At 57.8% G+C, this 15,379-nt stretch carries 9 protein-coding genes, 1 tRNA gene and 2 pseudogenes; 5 read left to right on the forward strand and 7 right to left on the reverse strand.

What is annotated here, in order from left to right; all coding sequences use genetic code 11:
• Positions 1 to 29: 29 nt before the first annotated feature.
• Positions 30 to 1,123, reverse strand: a pseudogene (gene queA, locus RBB80_RS31490) (tRNA preQ1(34) S-adenosylmethionine ribosyltransferase-isomerase QueA).
• Entirely contained in the window at positions 1,081 to 1,881 is an 801-nt protein-coding gene (locus RBB80_RS31495) for a lysophospholipid acyltransferase family protein (protein ID WP_433966045.1), read from the reverse strand. The pseudogene queA and the gene RBB80_RS31495 overlap by 43 nt, the downstream one beginning before the upstream one ends.
• Positions 1,882 to 2,224: 343 nt before the next feature.
• On the opposite strand from RBB80_RS31495, the gene RBB80_RS31500 reads away from it, so the two are divergent.
• Positions 2,225 to 3,718 carry a porin gene (locus RBB80_RS31500; protein ID WP_433966046.1) on the forward strand — a complete coding sequence of 498 codons (1,494 nt, stop codon included), beginning with the start codon at positions 2,225 to 2,227 and terminating at the stop codon, positions 3,716 to 3,718.
• 78 nt (positions 3,719 to 3,796) lie between these two features.
• Here RBB80_RS31500 and RBB80_RS31505 read toward each other — a convergent pair whose 3' ends face one another.
• From RBB80_RS31505 to RBB80_RS31515, 3 genes are all read right to left on the reverse strand, one after another.
• Positions 3,797 to 5,041 carry an ABC transporter permease gene (locus RBB80_RS31505; protein WP_433966047.1) on the reverse strand — a complete coding sequence of 415 codons (1,245 nt, stop codon included), beginning with the start codon at positions 5,039 to 5,041 and terminating at the stop codon, positions 3,797 to 3,799.
• On the reverse strand, positions 5,034 to 5,966 hold the full coding sequence (locus RBB80_RS31510; protein ID WP_433966048.1) for an ABC transporter ATP-binding protein: 933 nt from the start codon (positions 5,964 to 5,966) through the stop codon (positions 5,034 to 5,036). The genes RBB80_RS31505 and RBB80_RS31510 overlap by 8 nt, the downstream gene beginning before the upstream one ends.
• 140 nt (positions 5,967 to 6,106) lie before the next feature.
• On the reverse strand, positions 6,107 to 7,246 hold the full coding sequence (locus RBB80_RS31515) for an MFS transporter (RefSeq protein ID WP_433966049.1): 1,140 nt from the start codon (positions 7,244 to 7,246) through the stop codon (positions 6,107 to 6,109).
• Positions 7,247 to 7,355: 109 nt separating this feature from the next.
• Between RBB80_RS31515 and recG the strand changes: the two are divergent.
• A pseudogene (recG, locus tag RBB80_RS31520) lies at positions 7,356 to 9,797 on the forward strand (ATP-dependent DNA helicase RecG).
• A 52-nt stretch (positions 9,798 to 9,849) separates the two neighbouring features.
• On the opposite strand, the gene RBB80_RS31525 reads toward recG, so the two are convergent.
• Entirely contained in the window at positions 9,850 to 10,299 is a 450-nt protein-coding gene (locus RBB80_RS31525; protein ID WP_433966050.1) for a response regulator, read from the reverse strand.
• A 658-nt stretch (positions 10,300 to 10,957) separates the two neighbouring features.
• The gene (locus RBB80_RS31530; protein WP_433966051.1) at positions 10,958 to 11,932 is read right to left on the reverse strand and encodes a PhzF family phenazine biosynthesis protein; all 975 of its coding nucleotides are present in this window, start codon (positions 11,930 to 11,932) and stop codon (positions 10,958 to 10,960) included.
• A gap of 319 nt (positions 11,933 to 12,251) precedes the next feature.
• Here RBB80_RS31530 and RBB80_RS31535 point away from each other — a divergent pair, with 319 nt between their 5' ends.
• From RBB80_RS31535 to RBB80_RS31545, 3 genes are all read left to right on the forward strand, one after another.
• Positions 12,252 to 12,908 carry a peroxiredoxin gene (locus RBB80_RS31535; protein ID WP_433969987.1) on the forward strand — a complete coding sequence of 219 codons (657 nt, stop codon included), beginning with the start codon at positions 12,252 to 12,254 and terminating at the stop codon, positions 12,906 to 12,908.
• Positions 12,909 to 12,955: 47 nt separating this feature from the next.
• Positions 12,956 to 13,031, forward strand: a tRNA-Cys gene (locus tag RBB80_RS31540).
• 462 nt (positions 13,032 to 13,493) lie between these two features.
• On the forward strand, positions 13,494 to 14,945 hold the full coding sequence (locus RBB80_RS31545; RefSeq protein ID WP_433966052.1) for a hypothetical protein: 1,452 nt from the start codon (positions 13,494 to 13,496) through the stop codon (positions 14,943 to 14,945).
• Positions 14,946 to 15,379: the final 434 nt, after the last annotated feature.

Raw genomic sequence — 15,379 nt, forward strand, 5'->3', positions numbered from 1 at the left:
GGAGACGCGGTGACTGCGGAACTCTATTTTTAGAGGAGAAGCACGCAGTCACCATAGCTGAAGAATTGGTATTTTTCCCGAATGGCGTGAGCATAGGCGGACAGCATTAATTCTTTTCCGTTTTCACTTCCTGCAAATGCGCTGACTAGCATAAGCAACGTGGATTGTGGAAGATGGAAGTTTGTTAGGAGACCGGTCACGATCCTAAACCTATAACCCGGGCTAATGAAGATGGAGGTCTGGCCAGAGTGAGGCTCAAGAGAATTGCCCGCAGATACCTCGGCACAGTGTTCGAGCGTACGGGTGGTCGTGGTGCCGGCTGCGAGGATTCTGCGACCCTCCTTCAGCGCGTTGTTGATAGCTTGAGCAGTTGCGGGAGGCAGCGTGTAATGTTCGGCATGGAGGCGAATGTCTTCAAGCTTTTCCGCTCTTACTGGCTGGAAGGTGCCGAGTCCCACGTGGAGGGTGATGGTCTCAATCTGGATTCCGTTTTGCTTGAGTTGAGTCAGGATTTCGGGGGTGAAGTGGAGACCCGCGGTCGGAGCAGCGGCGCTGCCGGGTTGTTGTGAGAAAACGGTCTGGTAGCGATCGCGGTCGGCTTCGCTGTCCTCGCGGTGGATGTACGGAGGGAGCGGCATGTGGCCTATTTTGTTTAGGATCGCGTGGAAATCATTAGTGGGAGAGAAGCGGAGGGTGCGTTCGCCGAACTGGGAGGCTGCGATGATTTCTGCTTCCAGCAGAGGTTTTTCTTCGCTGGGGGCGTGGAAGAGGAGGCGTTCGCCAGGTTGAATCTTGCGGCTCGGGCGTACCAATGCGGTCCAGTCGTTGGCGGCAAGTTGCTGGGTTAGAAGAACTTCAATGCGGCCTGTGGGATCGGGCGAGTTGTGCTGCGTTTGTTGGCTGCGGGCGCGGGTGGCGTAGAGGCGGGCGGGTAAAACACGGCTGTCATTGAGGATAAGAAGATCGCCGGGTTTGAGAATTTGTGGGAGGTTGCGAAAAAATTGTCGTGGTACCGGCCGGTGGCGCGATCGAAGAGCAGCATGCGGCTGGAGCCGCGAATCGCCGGTGGGGACTGGGCTATCAGCTCTTCGGGGAGGTCGAAATTGAAGTCGGATACGAGCAATCTATGTCAATTTTAGTGGTGAAATCGTGGTGAGTTGTGTGGTGAAACGTGGTGATGATGTGGCGTTTTGCGTGGTTGATTTTGGCGCTGAAAAATACGCCACGTTTTTCAACTTTTTTTCGTAGTCTGCTGATTCGGGATTCGGCCAGCTCGACGGCGCGATTGAGGGCGGCCTGAACTGCTTCCTCGTTAGCGGCTGTCAAGAGTGGCCAGCCTATGAAGACTCTTGAGAAGGGCTTGGGGATGAGGAAGCGGTCCCAGGAGCGAAGCTGCCAGGCTCGCTCGGGTAGGACGTAGAAGGTTCCGACGGGGCTGTCGACGAGCTGGGCGAGCTGGGTGACGCCGGGTTTGGCGACCATGGCAGGGCCGCGGGGGCCGTCGGCGGTGATGGCACAGTAGTGACCGTCCAGATAGGCGCGATGCATGTTGCGCAGACCGAAAGATCCTGACCGCGAGCTGGAGCCTCGAATAGCCATGTAGCCAAGGCGTTCTACGGTGCGGGCGATCAGTTCGCCATCGAAGCTGGGGCTGATGAGGATGGCGATGTCGTGGTTGCGAAAGTGCCAGGCGCTGGTGAGAAGGCAGCGGTGCCAGAAGGCGTAGACGGCTGGCGGAGGCGAGTCGAAGGCCAGGTGAGCACCTGGATCACGAACCTCTTCGAAGCGGAGGGTCATGCCGAGGATGCGGATGGTCGCGCTCGCGAGGCGCGGGACGATAGCGAGTACGAGCCGTTGCTTCAGGGTGTAGGTGGAGGCCACTTAATTCAGTTTACCTATCAGGCGCGTTGACAGGCCATCTGTCCTGCCGGACGGGCCCACTGCGCGTGGAGCGGTCACTTCGTGACGGGTGTACCGGTCTGGGCACGCGAGCAGCATAGGTCCTCCCGCTGGTCGGAAGGAAGAGGATCCCGACCAACGGGAGGGCCACCGCAGATCGTCGGCTGCAAGAAAGGTATACGAGTCACGAAGTGACCGCCCTCCGCGCAGGAGGCCCGTCCGGCAGGACAGATCTTCAGAAAAAGACTCGAGAAGAAGTTCTGCCCTTTACGATGAATCTACTGCAAACGTGATTTGCGTACTGCGTTCGCGAGAGGCGTGCCCTATGCGTTGCTTCAATCGACTCCTCCTTTTCTCTCTTTTCCTTGTTGTGTTCTCCGGGTTTGAAGGCGCCGCGCAGACAATGGCGACTGCGCCTACGAATGCCGACGTTCAAGAGCTGAGGCAGACGGTGCGCGATCTGGCACTGAGGGTAAGCGCGCTGGAGGCCGAGCTGCACAAGGAACGCCCTGTCTCGACCACGGAGATGGCGAGTCTGAAGCCGGCTGTGCTGACAGCACCGGGACCGGAGATCCGAAGCAGCGTGGAAGCTGTGTCGAGCAGTAGCGTCGCGTCTGTTCCGGCATCGGCGGCTGTGAGTCAGCAGGTCACGTCAACGCCGAGTTCTCCTGTGGCTTCGATTCTGCCGACACAACTGTCCGGCGGCGCTACGATTAACTACACCTTTGACGGTTACTACGACTACGACTTCAATCATCCCATTGGGCGCGTGCAGTATCTGCGGGCCTACGATGTGCTGAGCAACGCGTTCAGCATCAATCAGGCCGATGTCGTGTTTGCGCTGGACCCTGATGTCGCGGCGGGTAGGCGGTATGGAGTTCGGCTGGATCTGCAGTTTGGGCAGGCGACAGAGACACTGCAAGGCAATCCGCAGAATGAGCCTCGACCGGATATCTACCGGAATATCTTTCAGGTGTATGGGACGTATGTCGTTCCCTTGGGCAAGGGACTGACGGTGGACATGGGCAAGTGGGCGAGTTCGCTCGGGATCGAAGGCAACTATACAAAGGATCAGGTGAACTACTCGCGGTCGTTCTTCTTCGACTATCTGCCGTTTTACCATGCGGGCGTTCGGACCAGCTACAAGGTGAACGACAAGCTGGCGGTGAACTACTGGCTGGTGAATGGAACCAATCAGTCGGAGCCTACGAACTCGTTCAAGGACGAGCTATTTGGATTTACGGCGCAGCCTGCGAAGAGCCTTCTTTGGAACTTCAACTACTACCTGGGGCAGGACCATCCGGATGCTGCGCCGGCAACGAACTGCACTGCTCCGGTGCAGCCTGGGCTGTGTCTGCAGGCTATCCGTCCTGCGCCAGATGGCAAGCAGCATATCTTCGACAGCTACGTGACGTGGAACGCGACGCCGAAGCTGACGTTATCGCTGGAGGGGGATTATGTGATCTCGCGGGAGTGGGCCAATGCGGCTCCTGCCGAGTCTTCTGCGCCTTCGCACGTCGACGGAGGTGCGGCCTACGCGCGCTATCAGCTGACGCCGAAGATGGCGCTGGGCGGGCGCTTCGAGTATCTATCGGATCGCGGAGGGCTCTTCACCGGAACCACGCAGGCTTTGAAGGAGTTCACCGGGACCTATGAGTACAAGTTTGGCGAGGGCTTTTTGACGCGTTTGGAGTATCGCAGAGACTGGAGCAACGTTCCGTTCTTTTTGACGAATAAGCCTGGAGTGCTGTCGTCGGATCAGCCTACGCTGACCGTGGGAATGGTGTGGTGGGTTGGCGGGAAGCAGGGGCCTTGGTGAGATGCTCCTGTCCTGCCGGACGGGTCCACTTCGCGTGGGGCGGTCACTTCGTGACGTGTGTACCTTTTCTCGGCGAAGCTAACTGTACTTGAGCCAGCGGAGGATCTCGGGGAGGTTGGGTTTTTTGCCGTACATGAGAATGCCGACGCGATAGATCCGGCTCGCAACCCAGAGGATGGCGAAGATGGTCAGGCTCATGAGCACGAAGGAGAGGCCAATCTGCCAGGGCGGAACCGTGGTGAGGGAGATGCGGAAGTTCATCAGCAAGGGGCTGCAGAAGGGGATGAGCGAGACGATCTGCGCGAGGGTGGAGTTCGGTGCGCGCACGATGACGAAGATCATGAGGAAACAGAAGGCGAGCGGAATGACGAGGAACATGTTGAGCTGCTGGAGTTCCTGCTCGGAGTTCGTCATGGCGCCGAGAGCGGCGGCGATGCTGGAGTAGACCAGAAAGCCGAAGATGAAGTAGGCGACGAAGAAGACGATCTGCGTGGCGCTGATGAACGCGTGGCCGCTGCCGATCAGGCCGGTTGCGAGCGAGGTTGAACCGAGGGCGGCGGCGGCCAGCATCCAGACACCTACTTGCGTAATGCCGACTGCGCCGACGCCGAGGATCTTGCCGGCGAGCATCTCGTCGGGCTTGATGGTGGAGAGCATCACCTCGAAGACTCGGCTGGTCTTTTCTTCGATGATGGAGCGCGCGGTGTTCATGCCGTAGAGCATGATGACCATGTACATGAGGAAGAAGAGGAGATAGGCAGCGCCAAAGGCGGCGCGGCTGTCGCCGGTCTTGCTGGTGTCGATGGCGACGGGAGCCATGAGGGCCGCGATGTCAGACGGCCCCATGCCCTGATGCGTGAGGCCTTCGCGGGTGAGCACGTTCTGGATGGCGGTGGAGAGGGTGTCTTCGGTGCTGATGTCGCCGGCTGAGCGTGGAACGTAGGCGAAGGTGGGACGTGCGTTCGCCTGTGCGGCAGGCGTGACGACGAGATAGCCGGTGAGGTCTCCTGACTTGCTGTGCAGATTTCGGTCGAGGTTGTCGCGGATCTCGTCGTTGTTGGATGGAGAGGTCGGTGCAAGAACTTCAACGGTCATGCCGCTGTTTTTTCCGGTCTGGAGTTCGTGCTTGAGGTCGGCGGAGAAGGAGGTGTCGGTCGAGAGTATGGCGAGGTGGGCCGAAGATTTTGTGCGAGAGGCGAGATAGCCGCTGCCGAAGACGAAGGCTCCCATAAAAAGCGGAATGAGAATGGTGGCGATGAGGAAAGCCTTGGTGCGGATGCGTTCGAGGTACTCGCGTTTGGCGATGAGCCAGATGTTATGCATGAACTTTTTCTCCACCCGGGACGCCGGTAGATTCTTCGGTAACTTTCTCGATGAAGATCTCTTCGAGTGTCGGCTCCATGACTTCGAAGCGGGTGATACGGGCACCGGTGCGTATGGCGTCGGCGAGGAGGGCCTGAGCGTCGGCTCCTTCGTTGAGGCGGATTTCGGCGTGGCCTCCGTAGTTCTTCGCAGAGTGGATGGTGGGGTGGTTGAGGAAGGAGTCGTTGCCGGTGAAGTTGATGAGGACGCGGTTGACGGGGTAGCGGGATTTGATCTCGCGCATGGAGCCGGAGAGGACGAGGTGGCTGTTATGGATGAGGCAGATGTTGTCGCAGATCTTTTCAACCTGGTCCATGCGATGGGTGGAGAAGAGGATGGTGCGGCCTTGTTTGCGGAGGTCGACGAGAGTGTCCATGAGGAGGACGGCGTTGACGGGATCGAGGCCGCTGAAGGGCTCGTCCATGATGATGAGCTCGGGCTCGTGGAGGAGCGTGGAGATGAACTGGATCTTCTGCTGCATGCCCTTGGAGAGCTCTTCGGTCTTCTTGTCGATGGATGGGGTGATTCCGAGGCGGTCGCACCAGTCGTGTGCGCGCCTGGATGCGGTGGTGGCGTCGAGTCCGCGGAGCTGGCCGAGGAAGATGAGCTGATCCATGACTTTCATCTTCTTGTAGAGGCCGCGCTCTTCGGGGAGATAGCCGACGCGCTTGAGGAGGTCGCGGTTGAAGGGCTGACCGAAGAGGCTGACGGTGCCGGAGTCGGGGACCGTGATGCCGATCATCATGCGGATGGAGGAGGTTTTGCCGGAGCCGTTGGGGCCGAGGAGGCCGAACATGCTGCCAGGCTCGATGATGAAGCTGAGGTCTGCTACGGCGATCTTGGTGTCGTAGGCCTTGCGGACATGTTGCAGTTCTACGATGGGCATGGGTTCTCGTGTTGTTGTGTCAAGGCCAGTTTATCAGGGGGTTTGTGGGTGGTTTGTGTGGCGTCAAAGTACGGATAGCTCCTCGGCGATGCGCGCGTCGCGATGTTTGCGATCGAGACGAGCGGAGAAGATGGCGAGGATCAGGGTGACGAGGGTGACGATGATGCTGGCGAGGGGAGTTGGCGGTAGGTGTAGCCGGCGGTGAGCATCATGCCGCCGAGAGAGGCTCCGGTGGCGTTGCCGAAGTTGAAGGCGCCCTGGTTGAGGGTAGAGGCGAGGTTGGGTGCGGCGGCGGCCTGGTCGACGATGCGGGATTGGAGCAGGGCTCCGGCAGCGAACTGGATGGCTCCCCAGAGGAGGATCATAGTGATGGCGGGGATGACGTGGGGTTCGGCGTAGTAGAGAGCGCAGAGGGAGGCCAGCAGGGTGAAGAGTGCCCCGATGAGGAAGGCCATGGGGCGCCAATCGCTGAGGGTGCCGCCTAGGAAGTTGCCTGCGGTGATGCCGACTCCGAAGAGCAGGAGCGTGAGAGTGACGGTGTGCGGAGAGACGAGCGTGACGGCTTCGAGGGTTGGGGCGATGTAGGTGAAGACGCAGAAGAGCGATGCTGAGGTGAGGACGCTCATGGCGAGGACGAGCAGGACCTGTGGCTTGCGGAGGACGCGGAACTCGTGGAGCAGACCGCCTGAGCCTGGGGCTTGTTTGGGAACAAGGAAGAAGACGGCGGTGGCGGCCAGGAGGCCGATCGGGACGATGGCCCAGAAGGCGAATCTCCAGCCGTAGGCCTGGCCTAGTGCGGTTCCAGCTGGGACTCCGAGGACATTGGCGAGCGTCAGGCCGGAGAACATGAGCGCGATAGCCTGGGCGCGCTGGTTGCGGGGAACGAGATTTGCAGCGACGACGCTGCCGATGCCGAAGAAGGCTCCGTGACAGAGGGCGGTGAGGACGCGGGCGGCGAAGAGGAGGTTATAGGTCGGAGCTATGGCGCAGGCCAGGTTACCGAGAGTAAAGACGCCCATGAGGAGAAGGAGAGCGAGTTTGCGCTCGAGACGGGCGGTCGCGATGGCCACGATGGGAGCACCGATGGTGACCGAGAGCGCGTACCCGGTGACGAGGACGCCGGCTTTGGGGATGCTGACGTGGAAGTCGTCGGCAAGGTTGGGCAGCAGGCCCATGATGATGAACTCGGAGGTGCCGATTCCGAAGGCGGCTACCGCAAGCGCCATGAGGGGCGTGTGCCGCAGGATGTTTTTGCGCTCGGCGGTCGTTGCTGAGTTCACTTCCAAGGCAGGCATTCTTTTATTGCAACATATCTGCAGTCAATACTGAAAGGCTGTAGTGGAAGTGCGGCGGCAATTGGCCACGGCCGGTTCTTGGTAGCATCGGTCTGTGCTGGAACTTTCTACACCTATCAAGTTTGTGAAGCTCGTTGGGGAGCGGATTGCGGTCGAGTTGGCCAAACGCGGCGTCGAGACCGTCGAGGATCTGCTGTACCACCTGCCATTTCGCTACGAAGACCGGCTGAACCCGGTTCCAATGAGTGAACTGAAGGCGGGGACGATGGCGTCGGTGATCGGTGAGGTGAGGGGGACGGTGCTGCTCCAGACGCGGAGCATGCCGCTGTTTGAGATGACGGTGGGACAGGGACTCAGCACGGTGAAGTGCATGTGGTTTCGCGGGACATATTTGAGAGACAAATTTCACGTAGGGCAGATGGTTGCGCTGTATGGAAAGCTTGAACCGTCACGCAGCAGCGCGGGAAGGTTCAAGATGATTCAGCCGCAGTTTGAAGTGCTGCCTTCAGGTGGTGCGGCGGATAGTGAGTTTTCCATGCTTGAAGTCGGGCGGATTGTGCCAGTGTATGAATCGCTGGGGGTACTACGGCGTGGGGCGCAAAGCTTGGATCGAAGTGGCTCCGGCGTGTGATTTGGGCTCTCTTTGAAGAGTTGGAGGGCGGGGAGAAGCTAAAAGCCGCTGCGCTGCGGAATAGCAAGCAAAAGCCGCCGAGTGAAAAGCAAAATACTACACCGCAGCAACAGACCGAAACTCTTCCCGCGTCGATGCTCAACAGGCATTCGTTTCCGGAGCGGTTGAAGGCCCTGAAGGCTGTGCATTTTCCTGAGGCTGGAACGCCGATGGTGGAATTGATGTCGGCGACGACGCCTGGACATCGGCGGTTGATCTTCGAGGAGTTTTTTATCTTGAGCTGGGGCTGGAGTTGAAGAGACGCCGAATGCGGGAGCGGCAGGGCACTGCGTTCGTGACAAATGTAAAGGTTCGAGAGGCGATCAAGCAGGTGCTTCCCTTCCATCCGACTGCGGCGCAGAAGCGCGTGCTGGGCGAGATTGCGAGTGATATGCGCAGGCCACAACCAATGCGGCGATTGTTGCAGGGTGACGTGGGATCGGGCAAGACGATCGTCGCGATGCAGGCTGCGCTGGTGGCGATTGAGAATGGTTACCAGACGGCTCTGATGGTTCCGACGGAGATCCTGGCGACCCAACATTATCTTTCTGCGCGAAAATTGCTGGGCGATGTACTGTCGCAGCGAACCGGAAGGCCGTATCGGGTGACGCTTTTGACCGGATCGCTCGATGAGGCGACGAAACGGGAGGCGCGCGGGAGAATTTTTCGCGGCGAGACCGATCTTGCGATTGGGACTCACGCGCTGATTGAGGATAAAGTCGACTTTGAAAACCTTGGCCTCGTGATCGTTGATGAGCAGCACAGGTTCGGCGTGCAGCAGCGATTTCGATTGATGAAGAAGCCGGGAGCGCTCGATCCGGATGTGCTGGTGATGACGGCTACGCCGATTCCGCGAACGCTTGCTCTGACGTTGTACGGCGATCTCGAGGCGAGCGTGATCGATGAGTTGCCGCCCGGACGAACTCCGATTGTGACCAGGCGAACGACCGAGGAACGGGCAGAGGATGTGTGGGCTTTTGTACGCAAGCAAGTCGAGGCGGGCCGGCAGGCTTACATCGTGTATCCGGTGATTGAAGGTGCGAAGGACGATCAGCCGGAGCTGGATTTTCCGCAGGATGTTGAACCGGCCGCGGGTGAGGCAAGCTTGAAAGCAAAAACCGATTCCACCGCTACGCTGCGGAATGACAGCAAAAAACGTCGGGAAAGAAGACGAGAGTTTTGAAGGATGGAAGTTCGAAAGCCAAGGGAGCAAAGACCTCTCTGAAGATGGAGAAGCTGTTTGAACCGAAGAGGGCGCTCCGAGCTGCTACAGATATGTATGAGGAGTTGCGGACGGGTCCACTGGGTGGACTTCGCCTTGGACTACTGCATGGACGCTTGAGCGCGGACGACAAGGACGTAACCATGCGGCGGTTTCAGCGAGGCGACCTCGATGTATTGATCGCTACCACCGTTATTGAAGTGGGCGTCGATGTGCCCAATGCTTCTGTGATGGTGATCGAGCATGCCGAGCGGTTTGGGTTGGCGCAGATGCATCAGCTGCGCGGACGTGTTGGACGCGGCGCGGCGAAGAGTTTTTGCGTGTTGATGACAGGCGGAACGGTGAGTGAGCAGGCTGAGGCTCGGCTGGATGCAATGGTTCGCACTCAGAATGGGTTTGAGCTGGCAGAGCTCGATCTTCAGCAGCGCGGGCCAGGAGAGTTCTTTGGAACACGCCAGGCCGGAATGCCGGAGTTTCGTGTCGCGAATCTGATACGCGATCGTGCGCTGTTGGAGTTGGCGAAGACAGAAGCAGCCCGCTTTGCATCAGAGCCCGATCCAGCCGTTTCAAGTGAAGAGAAGCAAGCGGTGTGGGGGCGGCTGAAGATGCAGTGGCAGAGAAAGTATGGGCTAGTCGAAGCTTGACTTTCCTTGACCTGAATGCGAATCCAGATAACGCTCCCCGTTGCGGGCGGTTTCAGCTTGCTGTGGCGTGGGTAAAAGAACCAAGCTGCGGTGTCTGAGATGGCGACGCAATGAGGGCCTTCTTCGGGCCACGTTTCCGGGCTACGAGGACGCGAATACGTTCGATCATCTCCGCTGGGGACGAAGCTCCTTTGGGGAGGAAGACGTCGGCATGGACTGCACGATCGAAGGCATTGACGGTGCCGGAGACGATCATCGCGGGCAAACCGGGATGGAGTTGTTTGGCGCGGCGGACCAACTCGTTGCCGTCCATCTGCGGCATGATGAGATCGCAGAGGATGAGATCCAGCGTGCCGGGGAGATATTGATCGAGGATGGTCAGCGCCTGCTGTGCGCTGTGGGCAGCGACGACCCGATAGCCACGGGTTTCGAGCAGGAAGGTGCGGACGGAGAGTACTTGTTCGTTGTCATCTACACAGAGAATCGTCTTCTTGGGTCGCATGCAGTCTCGCTTCTGCCGGACACCACCTTCTGGTGGCTCGCGGCTGATGGGCCAGTCTGGCGTGTCTGCTGGTTTGCAGGTCCGCTAGTCTGGTGATGTTTAAAACTTCCCCGTGGTCCAGCCGGATGCGGCTCTTCGGCGCGTAGTGGGTCCGCTGCTCCCGGAGCGGAGAAGACGGAATGAGCAAGGCTCTCCTGTCTTCTCCACTCGGGATCAGGGCCAACTGTCCAGCGAGCTAAGCTGCCGAACCGCGGGGTGCGAGAGAGGCTGTCGGCCGCCGCAGGTTGCCACGCGACTCCAGGAACGCAAGAGATCCTTCTGTTGCGGATACTGTGAGTGCCGACGACGGGGATGCCGCATCGGCCTCACTGCGTGTGCAGACAGCGAGACTGCGCTGGGAGTCGCGACTGCGAGGCAGTCGAGCTTCTCTCAACTCAAATTGTCAGATAACAGGCGAAAGCACTCATCTCCAACAACGCTACATATTCCATGCAAGGTCGTCGTCAACGCTTTCCAACAGTACGAACGAGCCGGTCACTTGGCAAGCGGCGAAGTTTGAGCGAAGACTGACAATATTAGAGCTTGCACATCCACCGACGCGCGGAAGGCGCCGTATTCATTGACGATTCACGACGGGCCCCTGTTGAAATCGAGTGCATCACGGCAGGAAAAAGCGTCCCATTGCAACAGGAATGGTGCGGCCGCCGACGAACACTTTTGTGACGATTCCGTTTTCCTCTGACGCACTGACATGAATGCGACTAGGACGAAACATCTCGATTCCCTGTTCAATGATGATCTGCTGTCCAGTCGCAATGAGGCCATGACGGACGAGGTAGGCGATCGTGCAACCAGAGGCAGAGCCGGTCGCAGGATCTTCACCCGAGTCGAACTGCATGCGTGCGTGCCATTGCGCTGTTGAGTTCTCATTAGCAGGAGTAATGCAGTGAAAAAATTTGGCGCCGACTCGGTCAAGAAATGGACGGGAGTTTTGCGCAGTAATACGGAGCCGGCTCGCGACCTCGAGCGATCGCAAGGGCACTATGCAGAACGCCATGCCGGTGGAGACGACCTGCGCGGGTAGATGCGGGTCCAGGTCGTCGACGGAGAGGCTGAGCGCGTTGGCCAGAGCTGTGCGATCGTCGGGGCTGCTGATCACTTCGCCGAAGATGGGATCGTTCTGCCGCATGGTGCCGAAGACTCCGATCGCTTGAGGCGGGGGAGTCTGGAAGCGAACCGGGATTGGACCGATGCCGAGATCAAGAGTGATCTGCTCCGCGCCACGGAAGATTGGATGATTGAAGTAGAGCCAGCTGGCGGTGCCGAGGGTTGGGTGGCCAGCGAAGGGAACCTCTTCGGTGGTGAGGAAGATGCGTACCTGAATACCACGTTCGCGCTCGATCTGCGGGTCGCGGGGAAAGATGAAGGTGGTTTCACTCAGGTTCGTCTCGCGTGCAAGGGCTTGCATCTCGTGGGTGGAAAGGCCGCGAGCGTCCGTAAAGATGGCGAGTGCGTTGCCTTCAAGAGGGCGTTCTGCGAAGACGTCCACCTGAGCGAAGTCGTAGATGCGAGAGGACGCGGGCTGGTCTGCGGCGAAGGCTGCAGGGGCGGCGATGGGATCGTCATTTGACATAGAGGCTCCTCGGAAGTATGGTTTGAAAAGACCGCGATGGGGCAAACCGGCCTCATGCTAGCTTAGCTGGCTGCGGTACACAACATTCAGCTATGAAGATGATGCCCAACACGATGTCCACACTCTGCTGCTGTTGCTGTAGCCCTGTGTGTGGATGAGCTAATCGAAGCAGACATCTTCGAGCAGCACAGATACCCACCCAGAGCGAACGAGCCGGGTGGGTTTTCTACGTTGAGCCCGGCAACTCGAGTCAAAGTTGGACGCGCAATTATTTTGTGTAAAGGAAGATTGGGTGAACCCCAAAGAAGGCGAATCGACCATGTCACTCCGCATCAATGATATTGCTCCCGATTTCACTGCCGAAACTACCCAGGGCACGATTCATTTCCATGACTGGATTGGCGACAACTGGGCTGTTCTCTTCTCGCACCCGAAGGATTTTACTCCGGTGTGTACAACCGAACTCGGTGCGGTAGCGAACCTGGAGAGCGACTTCGCAAAGCGCGGCGCCAAGGTGATTGGGCTCAGCGTGGACCCGGTCGTCAACCACCAGAAGTGGGCGGTGGATATTGAAGAGGTCGGAGGCGCGAAGGTGACCTATCCAATGATTGGCGATCCCGAGTTGAAGATTGCGAAGCTCTATGACATGCTTGCGGCCGATGCGGGCGAGAGTTCAGAAGGACGGACGCCGGCGAACAACGCGCCGGTGCGAACTGTCTTTGTGATTGGACCAGATAAGAGGATCAAACTGACGCTTGCTTATCCGATGACGACAGGGCGCAACTTCGATGAGATCATTCGCGTGCTTGACTCGATGCAGCTAACGACCAAGCATAAGGTGGCGACACCAGCCAACTGGAAGCAAGGCGATGATGTCATCATCACCGGAGCGGTCTCCAATGAAGATGCAGATAAGATCTTCCCCGGTTACAAAACGGTGAAGCCGTATCTGCGTACGGTGGCACAACCCGAGTAGAGTGAGACCGAGGTTGCCGCTACACTTCTGTTTCGCGGCGAACACGGGCACCGATGGCGAAGTGGCTAACGCGCTGGTCTGCAAAACCAGTATTCATGGGTTCAAATCCCATTCGGTGCTCCAAAAACTCAACAGCTTAAAGGCCAATTCAGGCATGTGGAATAGACTACTGTAGCGGAAACTGTAGCGAGTGCCACCCTATTCTGCGGCTCTGCCCTGCTCTGCTGAATGCGACTTGCCCACGAACCGCCCAAGACAACTTAAGACTTGCCTTTCCAAGCGGAAATGGTGGCCCGGACAGTGGGTGATCATCGCCAGCACGATTCCTCGAACGCCGGGTTATCGGCAACTTCAGTGCAGTTGGCGCCACAGGCCAACACACTCACAGAGCCAAGATCACTCTTGAGCCATCGCAGCACCATCTCCGATCATTTCTCGCGCCTTGCATTCCGCTAGACTACAGTTTCTCGACTATCAATCGTTGCTTCAGCTTGGCTCGCGAGCTGTGAGGATTACTTGAATTAGACTAGAGTTTCTCGAGCATCAATCGTTGCTTCAGCTTGGCTCGCGACCTGTGAGGATTACGTGAATAGGCTCCGCCCATCTGAACGATTTCGCCCGTGGGTTTCTCTCTACATCACTGTGATGGCCATGGCAACCATCCTCGTCGGAATCAGGCAGATGCGCGAGAGAAACATCTGGTCCATGGGCGACTGGCTGGTCAACTATCAAGGCGGCTTCGTGCGTCGAGGGCTACCTGGCGAAGCAGCTTTTCGTCTAGGGCGAATGATGCACGTGTCGCCGGACGTCTTCGTTCTCATCATGCAGCTCGCGTGCTACGCAGCGATGTTTTACTCTTTCTATCGCTTGTTGAGCGGCCTGCGCCCTAAGCTCTGGACAATACTGGTACTCGTCTCACCGGCGACATTGGCCTTTCAGTTGTTGGAGTATCAAAGCGGCTTCCGAAAGGAAACCATCTTCCTCGGTGGTCTTGGCCTACTCATTCTCGCCCTCCTCCGCAGTTCAATATGTGACGCGTGGATCAGCGCATACACGACAGTCTTCGTCGCCATCTGCATTCTCAGCCATGACGCGCCCATACTCTACGGCGGATTGGTCCTAGCCGCGCTCGCCATTGGATTCGGGCTCAACCGGCGCTTGCTCAACGTCTTGATATGTCCTCTCATCTGCATGTTCTGCATGCTGGCGTTGACGCTAACGCATCATGGCGACTCAAACACCGCAAAGCGGGTTTGCGGATCTTTGGGCTACAACGTCGAACAGCTAATCCTCCCTGCACCATGCAAGGGCGAAATAGCGCAGATCGGTCTGACCCTCCAGGAAGAGCGTGCCGAGGCTCGTTATGAGCATCCGCTGTTGCATTACACCCGTCGATATCTGGTCTACACGTTTGTGGCTTTTGTGCCATTGATCATGGCATTCGCCACGCTTTGGAGATGGAAAGCAGGCAGACCCTTGCTGAAGATATTGCTCTCGATGACCGCCCTAACCATATGTGCAACCGGCGTGCTCTTTTACATGACGATTGATTGGGGTCGTTGGGTTTACATCGGCGTATTCGCCATCGCTTTGCTCTTGATGATGATTGAAAACATTCGTCAATCTGATCCATCCCAACGCGAGGCGGACGAATGCCAACGGGCATCCCGCACCCACGTCTGGCAAACCCACACAGCGACCGTCCTGTTTGTTGCCTTCTATGCCCTTAGCTGGCACCTTCCCCACTCACGCCCCGACGAATTCCGATTTGGTGGCTACACAGTTGGGAACTACATCTCGCTCGCGCTATCAGTTCTGGGGCCGTCGCACTCCTGGCGCAAAAGCCCACCGGTAAGATTTCGCGAGGAATCAGACTCTGCTCCTGCAACCTCTGTGATATGGCCGACTAGGTTCAAACTCCCATTCACGTGTTGTTATGGATCCCCCGCGCGTACTGCTCCACAAATGATTAATCCCTCTTATTTTCATTGCCGTAGGAGTCGAAAAAGAGCAAATTATCCCGTGACTATGAAGTGAATTCCGTTTGTATAACAGCCATCTGGATGCAATTTATGATGCAGTCAGCAGTCCCTCGCGATGGTCAGCTTGACTGAACAAACCAATCGGTAAAAATGGACTTATGAGGTTGTGAAGCATGACTATTATCGAGAGATGGAAGCGATTCATGGGATACCGAAATTGCTCTCTGCGTGACTCTGTCAAACCCAAAGAGGAGATGTTCCGTCAGAGCTCGTTCGAATGGTTCTGCGACCAGGAAGAGGCAAGGAAGTATCAGCAGGCGATTGCTTCGTAATGGAACATCCAGACCTACCCCCGCCAGCATTTGATCTATCTTGGCTCGATGGAGTGAACCTCAACGTATTGTTTATCCTGCTGGTGGGAGTCTGCATCTTTGCGCGTCCAGTGCTCTCATCCCTGAGAACCCTGTTCAAGTATTGGTTCCGGCGATA

The organism is Tunturiibacter gelidiferens, assembly GCF_051013345.1.
Classification (GTDB): Bacteria; Acidobacteriota; Terriglobia; order Terriglobales; family Acidobacteriaceae; genus Edaphobacter; species Edaphobacter gelidiferens_A.

Bases quoted from the DNA above. Each gene is read 5' to 3' on its own strand.
- RBB80_RS31500 (WP_433966046.1), top strand. From the start codon at position 2,225: ATGCGTTGCTTCAATCGACTCCTCCTTTTCTCTCTTTTCCTTGTTGTG.
- RBB80_RS31505 (WP_433966047.1), bottom strand. From the start codon at position 5,041: ATGCATAACATCTGGCTCATCGCCAAACGCGAGTACCTCGAACGCATC.
- RBB80_RS31510 (WP_433966048.1), bottom strand. From the start codon at position 5,966: ATGCCCATCGTAGAACTGCAACATGTCCGCAAGGCCTACGACACCAAG.
- RBB80_RS31525 (WP_433966050.1), bottom strand. From the start codon at position 10,299: ATGCGACCCAAGAAGACGATTCTCTGTGTAGATGACAACGAACAAGTA.
- RBB80_RS31530 (WP_433966051.1), bottom strand. From the start codon at position 11,932: ATGTCAAATGACGATCCCATCGCCGCCCCTGCAGCCTTCGCCGCAGAC.
- RBB80_RS31535 (WP_433969987.1), top strand. From the start codon at position 12,252: ATGTCACTCCGCATCAATGATATTGCTCCCGATTTCACTGCCGAAACT.